Here is a 16,087-nt window from a genome sequence, read left to right as displayed (position 1 = left end):
CATTTAGGTATAGAGCGTTTTCCATGTATCCAGCGTTGTTTGAGGACAGCAGGAATAACGATCACCATAACTTTAGGATGCGTATGTTGACTAAAAGGGAACGCTTTGAACAATGGAGAGGGGCAAAATCAAGAAGTGAGCAAGCTATTTTTGATACCTACGTTCTTATAGACGATTATTTTTTCAGTATTACTCATCTTACTCAGATCAAAAGTGATTTTGCTAATTCTTCCTCAGAGCATTTTAATAAACTGAATGTATATGGAGGAAGAGCATTTGGTGCAATCATGTATTGCAAATTTATTGTTGAGGACTCTATCGATTTATTTCCTCAGAGTGCAACTGAGGAACTTGAATTACTCTGCGAATTAAGAAATATCCTTACAGAGGTATTTGATAATCCTCGTAAAAATCCAGTTCATAATTCCAGCCGTATGATAGAAATTTCGAGACAATTTTTGACCAGAAAAGTTGAGGATATTACTGAACTTGAACAAACTAAGGTTTTATGTTTCGCTCTTTATTTTATTCTTACCCTTATCTATGTTGGTATTGATGGGTTAAGTGAGTGGAAGCGGCTGGCTATTAGTGCTTTTGTTGATCTTGACAAAATCAAAGGCAATACGAGGCAACTTTTAACGTTAGCAGAAGAAAAAAATCATCTCCTGGATGTGGCTCTGGCAGAAAAAAAATTAAAAGAGTCCCAAACGCCTCATGAGATCACAACACAGGATTACTTTAATGAGCGTATTACAGAACTTTTCAGCCAGAAAGAAACAGAGGAGCGACTCTTTATAAAACTACGGGCTAGTCAGGAGGATATTTCTGATGGGTTAGCTTCTTTAATTGCGGCAAGAACAAAGCTTCAGGTTACTATCCAAAATAGCCAAAAATTGCAAGCCTTTCTAAAAACGATTACAGATAATGAATTTAAGATTTTGGACAGGAGCTATTTTTTAGATTTAATTGGTAATTCCAGAGAATCGTTTAATCTCTTGATGGATTTGTCTCATGGTCTACAAAAGGATCAGCTGATTTTGAACATCAATCAGCTTAAAAACCCTGGAATAATACAGAGTATTTCTTCTGGCCTATTGTATGGCATGAGCTGGGCAACGAGTTTAATGACCATTACTTACAGGGCGACATTGCCCCAATCCGTTCAATATTCTATAGAAAAAAACATACCGCCCACATTGGACTCCCAATGCAAGGCAGTGCTTAAGGTCTTGCTTCGTGAGTGTTTAAGCGGATTAGAACGTGAATTAGTTGATGCACGTAATGAAATTAATGAAAGTACGCAGCAACTAGCCAAGAAGAATATGGAGTTAAAAAAGCGAATTGATAACGAACCTGAAAAACAGCTCATTCAGTTACTTCAGACCAATCACTTAATTGCTCAGGCTTTAAGTGAATACAGGCGAATTTCATTTAATTTAAAGCAAAAGGGGTATTTTCTTTCACAATTTAAAGAAACGTATACTGTTTTACGAATGTTCATTGAAAACCATGATGGCTGGATGGTTAAACTATCCAATTTTTTTGCGCAATTTTTTTCATTTTTTAAATCAGATACCGCGCAGCTGGTTGACAGAGCTCGTGATTTGAATAAAAAATTGGTTGCTTTTGAATCAGATTATCGAAAAGAGGTAAGTAAAGGCCTGCAATGCATTTTAAGTAATCCGGATTTATCCAGAGTGATAAAAGATAAGTTTAAAGAGGAGTTTGTTACTTCCAGAGACAAGAGAGTACATGGAGTTGTTCGTGCTACCCAGAATAAAGAAGAGATACGTGAACTAATTTATAATACTCATTTATTTTTTAAACCGCTTGAGACGGAACTATTTATGGACAAACGGTTGCGAGCAGGAAGAAGGGCAATGGAATTTAGCTCTTCAGTCGATATTAATGCTCCACAGACCTTATGCGCGATGGGAATAAGGTAGGGCATGGTCAGGCCACGGCAATTCAGCACAATGAGTGGAGCAGATTTATTAATATGTTGTTTAAAATTAATTTAACTGTTTGTTATTCAATGAAAATCTGCGATTATAGACGTTAATCAGAACTTTATTGAAGGGGTTTGATGCATCGTGAATATTCTAATTGCAGGAGCTTCGGGATTAATTGGGCAAGAATTAATTCACCGACTTTCTCCAGAACATCATTTTACTGTTCTTGGGCGACATAAAGATTCATTGCGCCAGGTTTTTACAGGTCAATTTGTTTCTGTTTCCTGGGATGAACTGCATAAATTAGATGCTCGTGAATTCGATGCTGTAATCAATTTATGTGGTTATAATATTTCAGCATCTCGTTGGACACCTTCCGTCAAAAAAGAAATAATATCATCAAGGGTAGACACTACTGAATCATTGATTGAATGGATATTAAGTCAAAAAGCTCGACCTCATTTTTATTGCGCCAATGCGGTTGGCATCTATGGCTTACAGGAAAATAATGATTCTGAGGCATTAACAGAAAAAACTGTGATTGATTTTGATCATCCCAAGGATTTTCTAAGTGAAACAGGCATTCTATGGCAACGTGCCTTGAAAAAAGCTGAAGATGCAGGCCTTGCAGTGACTTCGACTCGATTTGGAGTGGTTTTAAAAAAAGGAAAGGGATTTTTAGGTAAACTATATCCCAGTTTTATCAGTGGATTAGGCAGTGTCATCGGCAATGGCCAACAATACCTATCCTGGATAGACGTTGATGATGTGGTCGGTGCTTATCAGTTTTTGTTACAACGCCCGGACATCACCGGACCGGTGAATGTCACCTCTCCGAATCCTTGCATGCAAAAAGAGTTTGCCAGGGCTTATGCTAAGTCGTTGCATCGTCCTTTATTATTATTGACACCTGCTTTTGTTATCCATGTTCTATTCGGAGAAATGGGCGATTGTTTGATTAATCATGGACAAAAAGTCATACCTGAGCGTTTACTTGAAGAAGGTTTTAAATTTCAATGGCCTACTATCGAAGAAGCATTAGAGCATCAGGCGGCTACTACCTAATTTGCCAAGGATTAAAATGTCAGTAAAACGAAAAAAAAGGTTTGAACCACCAAAAAATATGTATGCGCATATTGTTCGTAATTTGCTCGTCGGCATTTTTCTAATTGCATTTGCCTTGTTTTCCGGGATGCTTGGTTACCATGTTACAGAACAAATGAGCTGGATTGATTCATTTTTAAATGCTTCAATGATTTTATCGGGCATGGGGCCTGCAACCACTATGACTACGGTATCAGGAAAGTTATTTGCAGGATTTTATGCGCTATTCAGCGGACTTGCTTTTATTGCGATCTTTGTCATCATGCTTTCTCCGGTAATTCATCGTTTCTTTCGTAAAATCCATATGGAATCAGGAAAAAGTCAGGATTAGGATTTTTTGCCTGCGAATTGATTTAATTCGCAGGATTTCCTCGCAAAGACATTATCGCACGCGGGGAATTTTAAAATTAACGGGCTCTTTTGAAGAAGTACTTGAGTCTCATTGGGGTGATTTGCAAGTTGTCGTTGATGGCTGCAGCAAATAGATCCTGACGGCCTGTATCATAGTCACAGAGTATAACGTCACCGTGTTGCTCGGGCACTCCTGGTGCGCTTATAGTACTTAAAACTTCATTAGCCTCTTCAATAGCAACGTCAGCAGAGTCTCCTTCTAAAGGTGCTATGATAAAGCCCCAGGTAGATTCAGTATTGTAATTGCTGATATTGTAACTAAGATAAAGGTTGGGTCCAATTTCTTCAGCCATAGCAATACCTTCTGCTTTAATATCATTGATATTAGGGCAAACGCTTTCTTGGCCCGCAAAGGCAGATCCTGCAAGAATTAAAGCGCCGGCAACAGCAGCTAATTTGGATTTCAACATCATGTTCTATACTCCTGACTCGTTATTAAAAAAATCAGGAAAAGGTTATCATTTGCTTATTGGATTTACAACAAAGTAATCTTTTGAGAGGTTAGCCATGCGACAGAAAAGCAATAGATAAACTCTAAATTTGATGTTGGATATTATCTTAATAATTCATTCTGTTGCTATTTATCTTTTCTTGTTCATGAACAAGGGAGCTAGTGATTATCTCCAGCATTAATTTAACCTGCCGTTCATACATGGCTCTATCGTATCCCCCTCTAACCCCCAGTAAATGCCAGCAATATGTTTTTTATTCTCATTATATAAAGTGCACAAGCATTCATAAAAGAAACTTAAATCACCGTCGTTAAATCGTGTTTTATGAGCTTCAGTTTTCGACATCATCCTATTCTTGATTAATTTACCGCAATAGGCGGTTTCATCTTCATGAGAATCCCATCCAGTAGGAAGGAGCAGTACCATTTTTTGTTTATTATACTTCGTTAGTTCAAGCTGCTCCCTGATTTTATGTAACGCAAAATCCAGGGCGGGATGTAGACCAACTTTTTTACGGGTTGTCATACTTAAATCCACTGCATAGTACTGTAGATTATCTTGCTGCCATTTTCTGATTTTGTTTTTTACTTCTAATCCATCATTGTTAAATTCATCACTAATCACAGAGAAGTCTTGTTGCGGGTAAACTCTTGAATCAAAGACATCAACATGACAAACAGGTAAATGTGAGGAGGTCTGCCTTAATACCTGGCATAAACCATTGTCTCGGTTTACATCCGTACCTACTATGACGTAGTTTAATGCATGCTCATTTAGTGACTCCCAATACCTTATCAATATTGCGGTTTTGTTGATAAGGCAAAAACCGCTTGCAGCATTACTGTACGCATGATGGGTAGGCAGGCCGAAGGAAAAACATATTTTTTGTGGAGCATAAAGGGTTGTTGCGAGATCCTTAATTAATACTTCGAAGGTTTTCGGGGTAACTACAATATCCGCGTTTAGTGTTTTTATCCCTGTTCTTAATGCTTGAATTGAATAGGTGATTAATTCTTTTAAATAAGCCGGAGGGTGGATCGCTAATAACGCTTGTAAGATATTATCTTCTGCCGGGAGTTGAGCAAATAATTTTAAAGCAGTTTTATGAGTCCCTTTGTTTATTGCTGCAAATAATGTCTGCCAATAATCAGGCAATACGATAATATCAGTGGAGGTGAGTGGTGTTGATGAATGATAACGTTCCACTGTTTCAACCATATGCGTGATGCGTTGTTGCTGATCCTCACTTGCTCCAGCTGGCATGTGTTTCATTTCTTGAATGTCTTTGAATGAGGGCACTTGAATATGGCATTCTCTTCCATTTGCCGGCTGAATATAGTCTTTAATCTTTGACGTACTAAAAAACTTTTGTTGCATAACTTATCCCTGATAATGCGACTCTGCCTATAATTAATATTCTAGTGTACCTATTTAAGCTGGTGTAGGTTATAGGGAAATAAATTGAGGAAGAACTGCTATGATAAGTCATAAGATAATTCAATTATCACCTAGATCTTATGGGGTGCATCTTATTACTAAGGATATTTTAAATCAGGTTGAATTAACTGGATCTGGGATTCTTCATTTATTCATACAGCATACTTCGGCAGCGTTGGCACTTAATGAAAATGCTTCGATAGATGTATTAGCGGATGTGCAGCAGTTTTTTTGTAATTTGGTTCCTGAGGGAGCACATTACAGACACAAAGATGAAGGGCCTGATGACATGCCGGCTCATATTAAATCTATTTTATGCGGTGCTTCTTTAAGTATTCCTTATCAAAATGGTCATTTGTTGCTAGGCATTTGGCAGGGTATTTATTTGATGGAATTCAGAAAGAAGGCCGGGGGTAGGAGCATTGTCTTAACTCAGCAGAGCTGATGCCAGGTTTTAGTATATCTACTCTTAATAACTAATCCAGATTCATTAATGAGTGGTCTGTACACAGTTCGCATACTCTATACTATACATACTATTTTTGCTTTCAGGATGGGCTTATGTTTCAAAATGAACGTAGATTTTTAAAACAATCCGGATGGTTGGCTGTATTCATTACTCTGTCTTTTTCTACAGAAATAGCTGCAAATGATACTGCTTTTGGGGGAGAGGGGTCTTTACCCATACCTGTTTCACAGCCTGATATTAAAATGGTTAATGAGGTTATTCTGATCAAAGGTAAGAATTTAAATAATTCAGAAATGAATGGCTCATGGCACTACAGTTGTGATTTTAAATTTAAAAACACGCTAGATAATGAATTGAACGTCTCTATGGGTTTTCCTTTCCCTGTATATAATGAAGAATCAGCCAATGTAGCTTTGCCCGAAGGGCAGAAGACCAGTCACGGTAAAGCTTTGGTTTATGATTTTCAGGTCTTGGTTGATGGTAAAACAGTCTCATCTCATAAAGAGAAAATAGCGCCTAATCGGGATAAAGGATTGTACTACGATGAAGCTTATTTATGGGATACTACTTTTCCTGCACTTGCTACCGTCAACATCCATCATGATTATTTTACTGGGGCTACTTTTGATGTGATGGGGTATCATTGGGTTGCTTATGTCCTTAAGACTGGCGCATTATGGCATGATAAAACCATAGGACATACTCAGCTGGAAGTGATTCCTAATACACCTACCAGGTTATGTTCCGAGATTGATGGGGCTGCTGATTATCTTAAAACGACACCAGAAGGAATGAGAGTTGAGGGCAGTGGTTCAAATAGAAAATACGTATGGGATTTAGCGCAGTTTCATCCGACAGAAGATATGTCGCTTTGTTTATTCACGCCTAAAAATTACATACGTTATAAAATGATTTATCCGGTAATTAATTCTGAAAACCCGTTAAAAGATTTGTCGCGATTAAGTTCTTCTGAGTTACGTATACTACGTAATACTGTATTGGCGCAGTATGGACGACAATTCAATGCTCCTGATTTGCACAATTATTTTAGTAAGCAATGGTGGTATGAACCAAATTCGGCTTATTCCGATAGTATGCTGACGGCGGAAGATAAAAAAATATTGGCTTTAATTAATAAGGTAAAGCAGTCTTAGAGGGGTGTGTTTTATGGGCGGATTTTTTGATATTCACTCATTCCATGCCATACCCTCTCCCCCCGCCCTCTCCCGCGAGCAACTTCAGCTCATTATTACTTTATGTTCGCGGAAGAGGGAGCTTTTAGTGCAATGCCATTTGATAGAGCTTATTCACTAACGTATGGGAATTGAGTGATGATATTACTTTCATTCGCGGGTGAGGGAGCTTTTAGTGCAATGCCATTTGATAGAGCTTATTCACTAACGTATAGGAATTGAGTGATGATATTACTTTCATTCGCGGGTGAGGGAGCTTTTAGTGCGATACCATTTGGCAAGACAGCTCCCTCGCCCGCAAACGTAAAGTAATAATGAGCTGAAGTTGCTCGCGGGAGAGGGCGGGGGGAGAGGGAATGACTGGTATATGATTTTTCTCTTGAGATATATCTTTAATCATCATCCTCTTGATCTATTTGAACATTAAACGTGCTATTGACTTCACCACAAGAGTTTGTAGCATTTACCTTGATATCAAAATTATCCCTACTTTCTGCCACAATTTTTATTTCCCCTGTTTTTTCATTGATGCTGACTTTATTTGCAGCATTAATGTTGTTATGAGTGAGGGAGTAAGTTAATTCTGAACCTTTAAAATAAGAAGATATTTTTATAACCGCCTTGTTAGAAGCAATGATATCCCAATCTTCAATAGGTTTGATTAATTGTGGTTGAATGCAAATGTCCTGCTGCATCGCGTTGACTGAAGCACTAATGCTGGCGAGTATCAGTAATAGTTTCCAACCGTTCATAAACAACTCTCTATTAAAATCCTGATTCTCAGAGTATAGATGATGAGTTGAAAGAGAGTTGCTATTGGTTGTTAAAAGTATGCTCTGGCATCTGTTGACATTTTTGCTATTTTGGCCAAAATGAACTGGAGTCAGGTTCACAATCTCTGATTGGAACGCTTATTTTATTCTGTGCGGGATTATCATTTTATAAGGAATATTTGCATGAAAGCGGTAGGTTATCATCAGTCGTTACCCATTGATAATGAAGAAGCATTGATTGATTTGGTTCTTGAAAAACCCAAGGTCTCTGGCCATGATATTCTGGTTGCAGTACAAGCGATAGCAGTGAATCCGGTTGATACTAAAATAAGACGTTATGTTCAGCCTCAAGGGGGCGAACCTAAAATTTTAGGTTGGGATGCGGCGGGTGTAGTCATCGAAACAGGCCCTGATGTTACCTTATTCAAGCCGGGCGATGAAGTATGGTATGCAGGCGATTTAACCAGGCCGGGCACTAATAGCGAGTATCATCTGGTTGATGAGCGCATTGCAGCCAAGAAACCTGAGTCTTTGACTTTTCAAGAAGCAGCAGCCTTGCCTTTAACCAGCTTAACTGCCTGGGAACTTCTATTTGATCGTTTAACAATTTCTCCTACAGAAAAAGGAACATTACTCATCACAGGAGCTGCTGGTGGTGTTGGGTCTATTCTTGTTCAGATTGCCAGAAAACTTACACATTTAACGATTATTGGCACTGCCTCTCGGCCTGAATCAGTCGAGTGGATTATGAATAATGGAGCACATCATGTCATCGATCACAGTAAGGACATCAAGGCTCAGTTACACGAGTTAAATATTTCTGAAGTGGATTATGTGATGAGCCTTACACACACCGATGAACATGGGAAAGCCTTAGTTGATGTTTTAAAACCACAGGGTAAATTTGCCTTGATTGATGATCCGCAACAGCTGGATTTCAAGATTTTTAAACTCAAGAGCATCTCTATTCATTGGGAAATGATGTACACACGTTCCATGTTTAAAACTCCGGATATGATAAGACAGCACGAAATTCTTAAGGAAATGGCGCAATTGGTGGATAAAGGGCAGATAAAAACGACAGTAGCTGAGTGTATGGGGGCAATTAATGCCGCCAATTTGAGAAGAGCTCATGCTCTTTTAGAAAGCGGTTTGGCTAGAGGAAAAATTGTTTTGAGTGGGTTTTAACTGCTTTAGTGTTGTTGACATGCTGCGCAGTTAGCGCAGTTTTGTCAACTCGACTTTAACTATTTCTAGAATACGAATCACCGTGGTGTCCATGCTTAATGTATAAATCAATACCTGATGTTCTGCGATATTTTGATAAATACAAATAATGTCCTTTTTATTTTTATGTTAAGCTGTTTTTTGTCATCATACATTGGACGTCTCACGCTAAGGAAGCATGTTATGACTTACTCCACAACATTTAAGAATGGTTTTAATGCTGCTCGTTGGTTCATTATCCTGATTTATCTGGTCATTACGGTTGTTTGTGCCTTTGGGAAAACTCCTTTTATTAATGAAATTGCTCCCATTATTTCTATCCTCACTATTTTTTCTGCTGTATGGTTCCATGGTCTCGTGCGTTACGGTACTAAAAATCTTATTGTATTTTTTCTAGTCACTTGGATAGTGAGTAATTTTTTTGAAGCACTTAGTATCCAGGTGGGCTTTCCTTTTGGATATTATTATTATGATAAATTAATTGGTCCTCGATTATTTCAGGTACCGTTTATCATTATGCTTGCTTATTTCAGTGCCGGTTATGTTTCCTGGATACTGGCTAATGTGCTTTTAAATCAATACAGCACTCGCTTACGGGGAAGTACCCTGTTTGTTGTTCCGGTTATCGCGGCTTTTCTTATGGTTATGTGGGATCTTTGTATGGATCCTTTGTGTTCAACTATTGGCTCTCTCTGGGTGTGGCGTGATCGCGGGCTTTATTTTGGGGTGCCGTTACAAAATTATTTCGGCTGGTTTTTTGTTGTTTACATCATTTATCAATTATTTGCTTTATATAGTTCAACATTTTATGACGGTGAAGCCATAAATACTGAGGTTCTTCACTATAAGTGGTTTTGGATGGAGGCCGTTGCAGTGTATGGTATTTTGGGGCTTACCCAGATTGTACAATTTATTGGTGCCACAGACCATTTGGAAACTTATGGTTCTATGGCTTTAATCAGTGTCTTTACCATGCTGTTCGTTGCTTTAATTTCTTATCTTAAAATTAAAGAAAATAAACAGTTGGTTTAATACCAGGTACCATCTCAATAAGTCCGATAAAACGACTCTCCACGGATTATTGAGATGGTTCACTAATGAGTACGCGTTAATATCCCTTATCTAATTAAGAAACGATAGCGATCCTGACCGGGTTCATTGTGTTCTAGCTCATCAAGATTGATGTCTTGTTGAACCGCATCAAACGCATTTAAATCGTTTCTACCCAGGACGTACTTGTTTAGGTCTGAATAGATAATTGCAGAAGAGTCCGGATTAATACACTGTTTTATTGCCGGAAAATTATCACCATTCAATGCGATTATAATGGCATCTTCTATCGTTGTGGTGCGTTTAAACCAGCTGTAGTCATTTTGGCCTCTTTGCAGGGCTACTGCAAGGATATCTCTTAATATAAAGCTGAATTCTTCTTGGGTAAATTCTTTGTCTTCTCTTAGAGTTGCATGAAGTTTTTGCAGTAGTTGTCCTTTCTTATTCTGTCGGCTTATCTCGGTCATATTGTCTAGTATTACGAAAATAAACATCCTTAATTTGTCATGGGATAAGGGAATGTAAGCATGCTGTACACGAGGGCGTTCAGGAATAATTTTTAAACAAAGATGGTCTGGATTTTCATCCGTACGTGCTAATAATTCACGATGGGTTTTATTGAGGAACAAACCGTTATTCGAAGCAGATAATCTTGAATCATCCAACGAATGAAGAGGGCGATTTTTAGGAATTATGTCTGTAATAATCCGTTGAAGCCATTCAATCCACTTCTCTTGTTCTTCGATAAAACGAGAAAAGATAATAGGTGTATAATCTTCTATTTCTGTTTTTGATAATGCATTCACTTTTTTTAGGAAGTCATTAATAATTTCTTTACTTAATTGTCTGACTATAGGGATAAAATCAACACCATGAAGTGCATGAGCTTGTTGATCTATGGTCGACAGATCTTGAAACGCATTTAAATGAGCCCCTAAAATCACTTCTTCTCTTATTTCACAATGGGCCGGATAAGTCGGTCGTATCGGTATATGAAGCTTTGCCAATAATTGATCAATCATATCTCCTGAATCATCTCCTACTTCCAGGTAAGGATATAAAGCCTCAACGAATTTTAAATTTTTGGAATGAGACAAATCCATTGCCTGATTAGCCAGAGTAAAATGAAAATAATCCAATAATGAAGTGATCAGCATGTTTCCTGGTACCGGATCAAGAAGCAATAAATTGGTTTCCAGATGGAATTGATCTATATCACCTAATTGTTTTGCCAGCAGGATGGAGGCCACTCCACCTCTACTTAAACCAATGGCGTTCAGTTTTACCTTGTTTCCATCTCTTATCAGTTGCTTTACAACTTCTTCTACCTGACTAAATTGTGTTTCCAGTCCTGAACCGAAGAGCAGCCCCGAGACTCCGAAATCAACACCACATCCATTGAATCCCATCTTCAAATGAGTGGCAGCAGGAAGAAGTGCTAAATCATTTGCTGTGCGGATTCGAATACCTTCGCAATCGTGATAAAGAACGTGGTGCAGATGAGTATTCGCTTCTTCAATACTGAAGATGGTGCCTTCGAATACGACCGTTAGGATAATCTCTTTCATTTTTAAACTTCCTGGGTTGAATTGGCGTTGATTTTCAAAAGGGTGCAGTTCTTATTAAACTGCTTTTTTCATTATGGGTTCATTTTATCGGGCGCATTGTATCATAAAAGAACAAAATCGTGTCGATTTTGCTTGGGGGATGATTTTTGTACTGTAGGTATTGGGGTCTTAATTTCAAATATGCAGTCATATGATGACCAAATTAAATCATATCGAATTTAAATTTATGCATGCTGATAATTTATGATCTATATTAAATAGTACAGGAATAATAATAATTAAGAATACAATCAAGGAAATACTATGATTAACATTCTGCTATTGCTACTAGCAGTATCATCATCTAATTTCGCTTTACTTTCTTTCCCAGAACTTCAAAAAAAAATGGAATTAAACAATCACGTTTTAAGTGAAATTCCATCCATCAATACTGAGTTGAATGAGATACAGAACATGCTTCATAACGAAGCGGACACTTTAAATACCCCGGTTATCAATAAAGTCATAACCACATTAAGATGCGCTGCAGCACATGATGTGGATCGGAATAATATTCTGACCATTATTGATTATTCATTACCTTCAAATGAGAAGAGATTGTGGGTGTTTGATTTGGCTAAAAAGAAGTTGTTATTTCATACTTATGTATCGCATGGAATAAGATCAGGAACTTTGCTAACTAATTATTTTTCAAATAAAAATGACAGCAAAGCCAGCAGCATTGGGGTATATAAAACGCAGAAAGCCTATTACGGCCGAGAGGGGCTTTCATTGCGATTGGATGGGCTGGATAAAAGTTTTAATGATAATGTTGCTAGTCGAGCCGTTGTGATGCATGGTGGCTGGTATGTTGATGAGAATTTCATTAAGCGATACGGTAGGCCGGGACGAAGTTGGGGATGTCCTGCACTTCCCTTGGGTTTATATCAGCCCATTATTAATACTATAAAAGACCAGTCGTTAATGGTAATTTATTATCCAAGTGATGAGTGGTTTGGTAAATCAAAATTTTTAACCTGCGATGCAGTTGTTGCATCAAACACAACAAACATGCACATGGCTCAGCCCAATCTGCCACCCAATGATGTGGATATGCGAGATCCCGTGTTGTTTGTAGACAGTAATCGAAATGACAAACGGGAAGAAGAAGAACCAATTCTCGTGATGTCTGCAGATAATTATGAACGTGTTTTCCATACTCAGGCTCCTTTAGGGCGGATGTTGCGACGTCAAATTAATAATGTGGAATATATTGCTCTGAGCAGTAATGAATTTACTAAATTAGTCGCACAAAACGATAAAGAAAGTTTAAGCTCAATTGATTTTGTTATACCAGTTATCATTATGGTTCGTGGTTATTATGAAACCCAGATGAAAATTGTAAAAATGGGTAAAATTAATGACGTGCGTTTAAACTCCAATAGTTCAAACAACAATAATAAAGATTTGATAAAGGGTTATACTTTATCAACTGAAGTTAAACCTGTGATTCATTTAAAAGCAACTAATCGTTTTATCCGCTGGTTAGGTCTTTAGGTGATAATGGTGCTATTTTAAGAAACTGATATTAAAATTTAGTACGATTACTCCCTCTCCCGCGATATGAACCTTTGAAGTGTTCCATGATGAACGCGGGAGAGGGAAACAATAACTGTCTTCATTCAAACGTTACACTTTAGGCCTCTCCCTACCCTCTCTCGCGAGCGCTGATTATCATCAAGGAAAATAAGTCTATACTTGATGATTTATTCTGTTTTTGAGTTAAATAAAGGGGGGAATTGATTCAATGGAGTGGATTTAAAATAACCTGTTTTCATGCAGGCCAGAGTAAGGAGCATTTGTTGATTAATTATTGGCGTTTTGCAGAATAGTCCGTGTAACATGTCCCTTAATAATCCCATAGTATGACTTGATGATTGAAACCAGGGGGTCACAAAACGGCTCGCTGTTTGATAAAATTTGAGTTGTGCTCGTCGTTTATCTGAGTATGTTTCAAGCGCTCTTTTTATTGGGTATTGTTGCATACAATCAAACAAAACCTGAGCATCCAATAATCCGAGGTTGGCTCCCTGACCTAATTGAGGGCTCATTCCGTGGGCTGCATCGCCAATAATAACCACTCTGTTGTCATGCCATGGTGCCATTTTTACGTTTAAATAGGTTGCATAAGCAAATTGCTCATGAGAATTGAGCTGTTCAAACAACGGGGTTAATTTGGGCCAGACATTGAGCACTTGTTGTTTCCATATAGAAAACGGGGTGTTTTTCCATTCATCAAGCCTGGATTGATGCAGGCTCCAAAACAAGCTCACCAGCAGAGTATTATCCTGGTATCCCATGGGCAAAATACCTGCCATAATTTCCGTATGCTTATATACTTGTTCCAGGGTATGATTAAATAAGCCTGTTTTGTCTTTACAAATTGCCCATAGTGCGCCCCATTGGTAAGGGGCTACTTTTATTTTGCATTGCATACTTTGGCGTAGTTTAGATCTGGAGCCATCTGCTATCACCACGCAGTCATAAGGGCCATAACGAGTCCCCTGATTATTGAGAAGATGAACATGTTCCTCTTTGTTTTCAATAGCAACAATCTCACAAGGATTGATGATTTTTATCTTGAGCTCTTTCATTTTATTGTATAGTTCTTCATACAAGGCGGCTCTATGCATGCCTAACCCTTTATGATGTGTGACCAAGTTGGCATAACGCAAATCCAGTACTACTTTGTTATGATGATTGACGCCATATAATCCGGTAATTGGTGCTCCTTTAGAGATAAGTGATTGCACTATTCCTAAATTGTTCAGCACGTCCAAACCTGCTGGTTGTAATAAAAAACCGGCACCTACCGGTTTTAAATCGCTCACCTTATCAAAAACAGTTATTTCAGCATTTAAGCGTTTTAAAAAGAGGGCTGCAGCAGGGCCTGCAATGCCACAACCAATAACTGCAATATTGAGCATAGTAAGTTTCCGGTTAATCAACAGTATCCATTTTATTAGAGGTTATGCCCCCACTGCCATTAATGATTTGGCCGTCATCCTGAGCATGACGTACTTTTCTTAATTTAATGGCAGTGGGTTGTGCCCCTGCCTAATCGACCACGAGATAAAAATAGATAACTCATTAGAGCTATCAGGCTAACCCAGGCTGGGGCTAGCCATGCCATCTGATGAAGATGAGCTTGTTCTACGATAGGCAAACTGATTGCTCCCAAACTCGCTGAAAGCGCCCAAACGGTTGATACCCCACGGCAGCGATAGGTGGCGGGAAGTTGTAGATACAGAAAATAGTACAGAGCGGAACATAAAAGTCCATTGGTCACGACATAAATTCCAAGCCCAAGCAACACTCCGGCTGTTGCTCCATACGCAGTAAAAATGAATAATATTGGAGCACCAAAAAAAGCAGCAGTCATGCTTCCGCGCAATAACAAAAGTACTTTGGATGAAGGAATAAATCGAGCCAGAGGTAAGGCGAGCAACGCTGACATCAATTGTGCCAGAGAACCAGCCCAGGCACAGGCAACGGGCGACCAAAATCCTTGATCGGTTGCATAAGATACCCAAAAGGCGTTACATATATATACTGTGACGCTGACGTAAGCTCCCAGAATGGCAATGTTAATAATTCCTGGCCATTGTTCGCGTATTATTTGGCTTATAGGGGAGGTGTTGGAGACAAACTCGGGAGATTCTTTCAGTTTTTTTCGCAAACTACAGACCCAAAGAGAAAGGAGTCCCACTAATATAAAAATGCAGCGCCATAATCCATCTATCTGGGCTGCCTGAACTAGTGCTGCGGTTGCTCCACCTACAAACATACCTGCAGCTCCACTGGCTGCGACCAGGCTTCCTGCTGATAAAGGGGTATGTGATTGGTGTTCTACCAGAAACATAGCGGAATTATTTATTTCTCCGCCTAGAGCTAATCCTTGGGCAATACGTAAAACAAGCAAGCCCCACGTTGCTGCAATACCTATTAGTCCGTATCCTGGCAAAAGAGCAATGCCTATGGTCGCTATACCCATCATCGCAGCTGAAAATATAAGAGGGGTTCTTCGACCATGATCATCTGCCGAACGACCAAATAGCCAGCCTCCCAGAGGCCTTGCCATAAAAGCCGTTGCAAATAAGGCAAATGAAAGCATCAGACTGTATTCTGAAGCTGGGAAAAAATCTCGGGCAAAAACTGATTTGGCCAGATAAAGATACAGGCTGAAATCAAGCCATTCCAGGAATACCAGGGCAATTACTACTAATATCGCTTTTCGATTCATAATATATTCAACAGATTACCTATGTTATTGATAAGAACTCAATACGTTGGGGAATATTCCCTTTTTTGAATTACTTTGGCTTGTTTTTGCGGTATCGCAGGAATCGGGCTCTGGGCGGGATTCCTGGATACCGTGGTCAAGCCACGGTAATTCGGTGCATTATTTGAGG

General features: G+C 38.7%; 14 protein-coding genes. 8 read left to right on the top strand and 6 right to left on the bottom strand.

The window, feature by feature from the left end; translation table 11 throughout:
* Positions 1-83 precede the first annotated feature (83 nt).
* From Q0495_RS13625 to Q0495_RS13615, 3 genes are all read left to right on the top strand, one after another.
* Positions 84-1,946, top strand: a complete 1,863-nt coding sequence (locus Q0495_RS13625; RefSeq protein ID WP_298627256.1) for a hypothetical protein — start codon at positions 84-86, stop codon at positions 1,944-1,946.
* 147 nt (positions 1,947-2,093) lie between these two features.
* Positions 2,094-3,017, top strand: coding sequence for a TIGR01777 family oxidoreductase (locus tag Q0495_RS13620; RefSeq protein WP_298627254.1), 924 nt, complete (start codon positions 2,094-2,096; stop codon positions 3,015-3,017).
* A 16-nt stretch (positions 3,018-3,033) separates the two neighbouring features.
* On the top strand, positions 3,034-3,387 hold the full coding sequence (locus Q0495_RS13615; protein ID WP_298627252.1) for a hypothetical protein: 354 nt from the start codon (positions 3,034-3,036) through the stop codon (positions 3,385-3,387).
* Positions 3,388-3,463: 76 nt separating this feature from the next.
* On the opposite strand, the gene Q0495_RS13610 is transcribed toward Q0495_RS13615, so the two are convergent.
* Together Q0495_RS13610 and Q0495_RS13605 are read right to left on the bottom strand one after the other, a co-directional pair.
* The gene (locus Q0495_RS13610) at positions 3,464-3,880 is read right to left on the bottom strand and encodes a DUF4949 domain-containing protein (protein WP_298627251.1); all 417 of its coding nucleotides are present in this window, start codon (positions 3,878-3,880) and stop codon (positions 3,464-3,466) included.
* Positions 3,881-4,096: 216 nt separating this feature from the next.
* Positions 4,097-5,296 carry an acetylpolyamine aminohydrolase gene (locus tag Q0495_RS13605; protein ID WP_298627249.1) on the bottom strand — a complete coding sequence of 400 codons (1,200 nt, stop codon included), beginning with the start codon at positions 5,294-5,296 and terminating at the stop codon, positions 4,097-4,099.
* Positions 5,297-5,396: 100 nt separating this feature from the next.
* Between Q0495_RS13605 and Q0495_RS13600 the strand changes: the two genes are divergently transcribed.
* Together Q0495_RS13600 and Q0495_RS13595 are read left to right on the top strand one after the other, a co-directional pair.
* Positions 5,397-5,801 (top strand): secondary thiamine-phosphate synthase enzyme YjbQ, encoded by a 405-nt coding sequence (locus tag Q0495_RS13600; RefSeq protein ID WP_298627247.1) that lies wholly within the window; start codon positions 5,397-5,399, stop codon positions 5,799-5,801.
* A 116-nt stretch (positions 5,802-5,917) separates the two neighbouring features.
* The gene (locus tag Q0495_RS13595) at positions 5,918-6,979 is read left to right on the top strand and encodes a YARHG domain-containing protein (protein ID WP_298627245.1); all 1,062 of its coding nucleotides are present in this window, start codon (positions 5,918-5,920) and stop codon (positions 6,977-6,979) included.
* A gap of 431 nt (positions 6,980-7,410) precedes the next feature.
* Here the strand turns inward: Q0495_RS13595 and Q0495_RS13590 are convergent, their stop codons facing one another.
* Complete coding sequence (locus Q0495_RS13590) at positions 7,411-7,770, bottom strand: cadherin repeat domain-containing protein (protein WP_298627242.1); 360 nt, start codon at positions 7,768-7,770, stop codon at positions 7,411-7,413.
* Between the two features lie 204 nt (positions 7,771-7,974).
* Here Q0495_RS13590 and Q0495_RS13585 point away from each other — a divergent pair, with 204 nt between their 5' ends.
* On the top strand, positions 7,975-8,979 hold the full coding sequence (locus tag Q0495_RS13585; protein WP_298627240.1) for a zinc-binding alcohol dehydrogenase family protein: 1,005 nt from the start codon (positions 7,975-7,977) through the stop codon (positions 8,977-8,979).
* A 222-nt stretch (positions 8,980-9,201) separates the two neighbouring features.
* Positions 9,202-10,050 carry a carotenoid biosynthesis protein gene (locus Q0495_RS13580; protein WP_298627239.1) on the top strand — a complete coding sequence of 283 codons (849 nt, stop codon included), beginning with the start codon at positions 9,202-9,204 and terminating at the stop codon, positions 10,048-10,050.
* 86 nt (positions 10,051-10,136) lie between these two features.
* On the opposite strand, the gene Q0495_RS13575 is transcribed toward Q0495_RS13580, so the two are convergent.
* Entirely contained in the window at positions 10,137-11,636 is a 1,500-nt protein-coding gene (locus Q0495_RS13575) for a hypothetical protein (RefSeq protein WP_298627238.1), read from the bottom strand.
* A gap of 303 nt (positions 11,637-11,939) precedes the next feature.
* On the opposite strand from Q0495_RS13575, the gene Q0495_RS13570 reads away from it, so the two are divergent.
* On the top strand, positions 11,940-13,172 hold the full coding sequence (locus tag Q0495_RS13570) for a murein L,D-transpeptidase catalytic domain family protein (RefSeq protein WP_298627237.1): 1,233 nt from the start codon (positions 11,940-11,942) through the stop codon (positions 13,170-13,172).
* Between the two features lie 209 nt (positions 13,173-13,381).
* Here Q0495_RS13570 and Q0495_RS13565 read toward each other — a convergent pair whose 3' ends face one another.
* Both Q0495_RS13565 and Q0495_RS13560 read right to left on the bottom strand, forming a co-directional pair.
* Entirely contained in the window at positions 13,382-14,602 is a 1,221-nt protein-coding gene (locus Q0495_RS13565; protein WP_298627235.1) for an NAD(P)/FAD-dependent oxidoreductase, read from the bottom strand.
* Positions 14,603-14,706: 104 nt separating this feature from the next.
* On the bottom strand, positions 14,707-15,918 hold the full coding sequence (locus Q0495_RS13560) for an MFS transporter (protein WP_298627234.1): 1,212 nt from the start codon (positions 15,916-15,918) through the stop codon (positions 14,707-14,709).
* Between the last annotated feature and the right edge of the window lie 169 nt (positions 15,919-16,087).

This window comes from uncultured Legionella sp. (genome assembly GCF_937871865.1).
In the GTDB taxonomy this organism is placed as follows: domain Bacteria; phylum Pseudomonadota; class Gammaproteobacteria; order Legionellales; family Legionellaceae; genus Legionella.
This window is presented reverse-complemented; position numbering and strand designations above follow the sequence as displayed.

Coding starts and splice junctions, on each gene's coding strand:
- Q0495_RS13575 (WP_298627238.1), bottom strand. CDS start 11,636: ATGAAAGAGATTATCCTAACGGTCGTATTCGAAGGCACCATCTTCAGT.
- Q0495_RS13610 (WP_298627251.1), bottom strand. CDS start 3,880: ATGATGTTGAAATCCAAATTAGCTGCTGTTGCCGGCGCTTTAATTCTT.
- Q0495_RS13590 (WP_298627242.1), bottom strand. CDS start 7,770: ATGAACGGTTGGAAACTATTACTGATACTCGCCAGCATTAGTGCTTCA.
- Q0495_RS13585 (WP_298627240.1), top strand. CDS start 7,975: ATGAAAGCGGTAGGTTATCATCAGTCGTTACCCATTGATAATGAAGAA.
- Q0495_RS13580 (WP_298627239.1), top strand. CDS start 9,202: ATGACTTACTCCACAACATTTAAGAATGGTTTTAATGCTGCTCGTTGG.
- Q0495_RS13625 (WP_298627256.1), top strand. CDS start 84: ATGTTGACTAAAAGGGAACGCTTTGAACAATGGAGAGGGGCAAAATCA.
- Q0495_RS13565 (WP_298627235.1), bottom strand. CDS start 14,602: ATGCTCAATATTGCAGTTATTGGTTGTGGCATTGCAGGCCCTGCTGCA.
- Q0495_RS13600 (WP_298627247.1), top strand. CDS start 5,397: ATGATAAGTCATAAGATAATTCAATTATCACCTAGATCTTATGGGGTG.
- Q0495_RS13595 (WP_298627245.1), top strand. CDS start 5,918: ATGTTTCAAAATGAACGTAGATTTTTAAAACAATCCGGATGGTTGGCT.
- Q0495_RS13615 (WP_298627252.1), top strand. CDS start 3,034: ATGTCAGTAAAACGAAAAAAAAGGTTTGAACCACCAAAAAATATGTAT.
- Q0495_RS13570 (WP_298627237.1), top strand. CDS start 11,940: ATGATTAACATTCTGCTATTGCTACTAGCAGTATCATCATCTAATTTC.
- Q0495_RS13560 (WP_298627234.1), bottom strand. CDS start 15,918: ATGAATCGAAAAGCGATATTAGTAGTAATTGCCCTGGTATTCCTGGAA.
- Q0495_RS13605 (WP_298627249.1), bottom strand. CDS start 5,296: ATGCAACAAAAGTTTTTTAGTACGTCAAAGATTAAAGACTATATTCAG.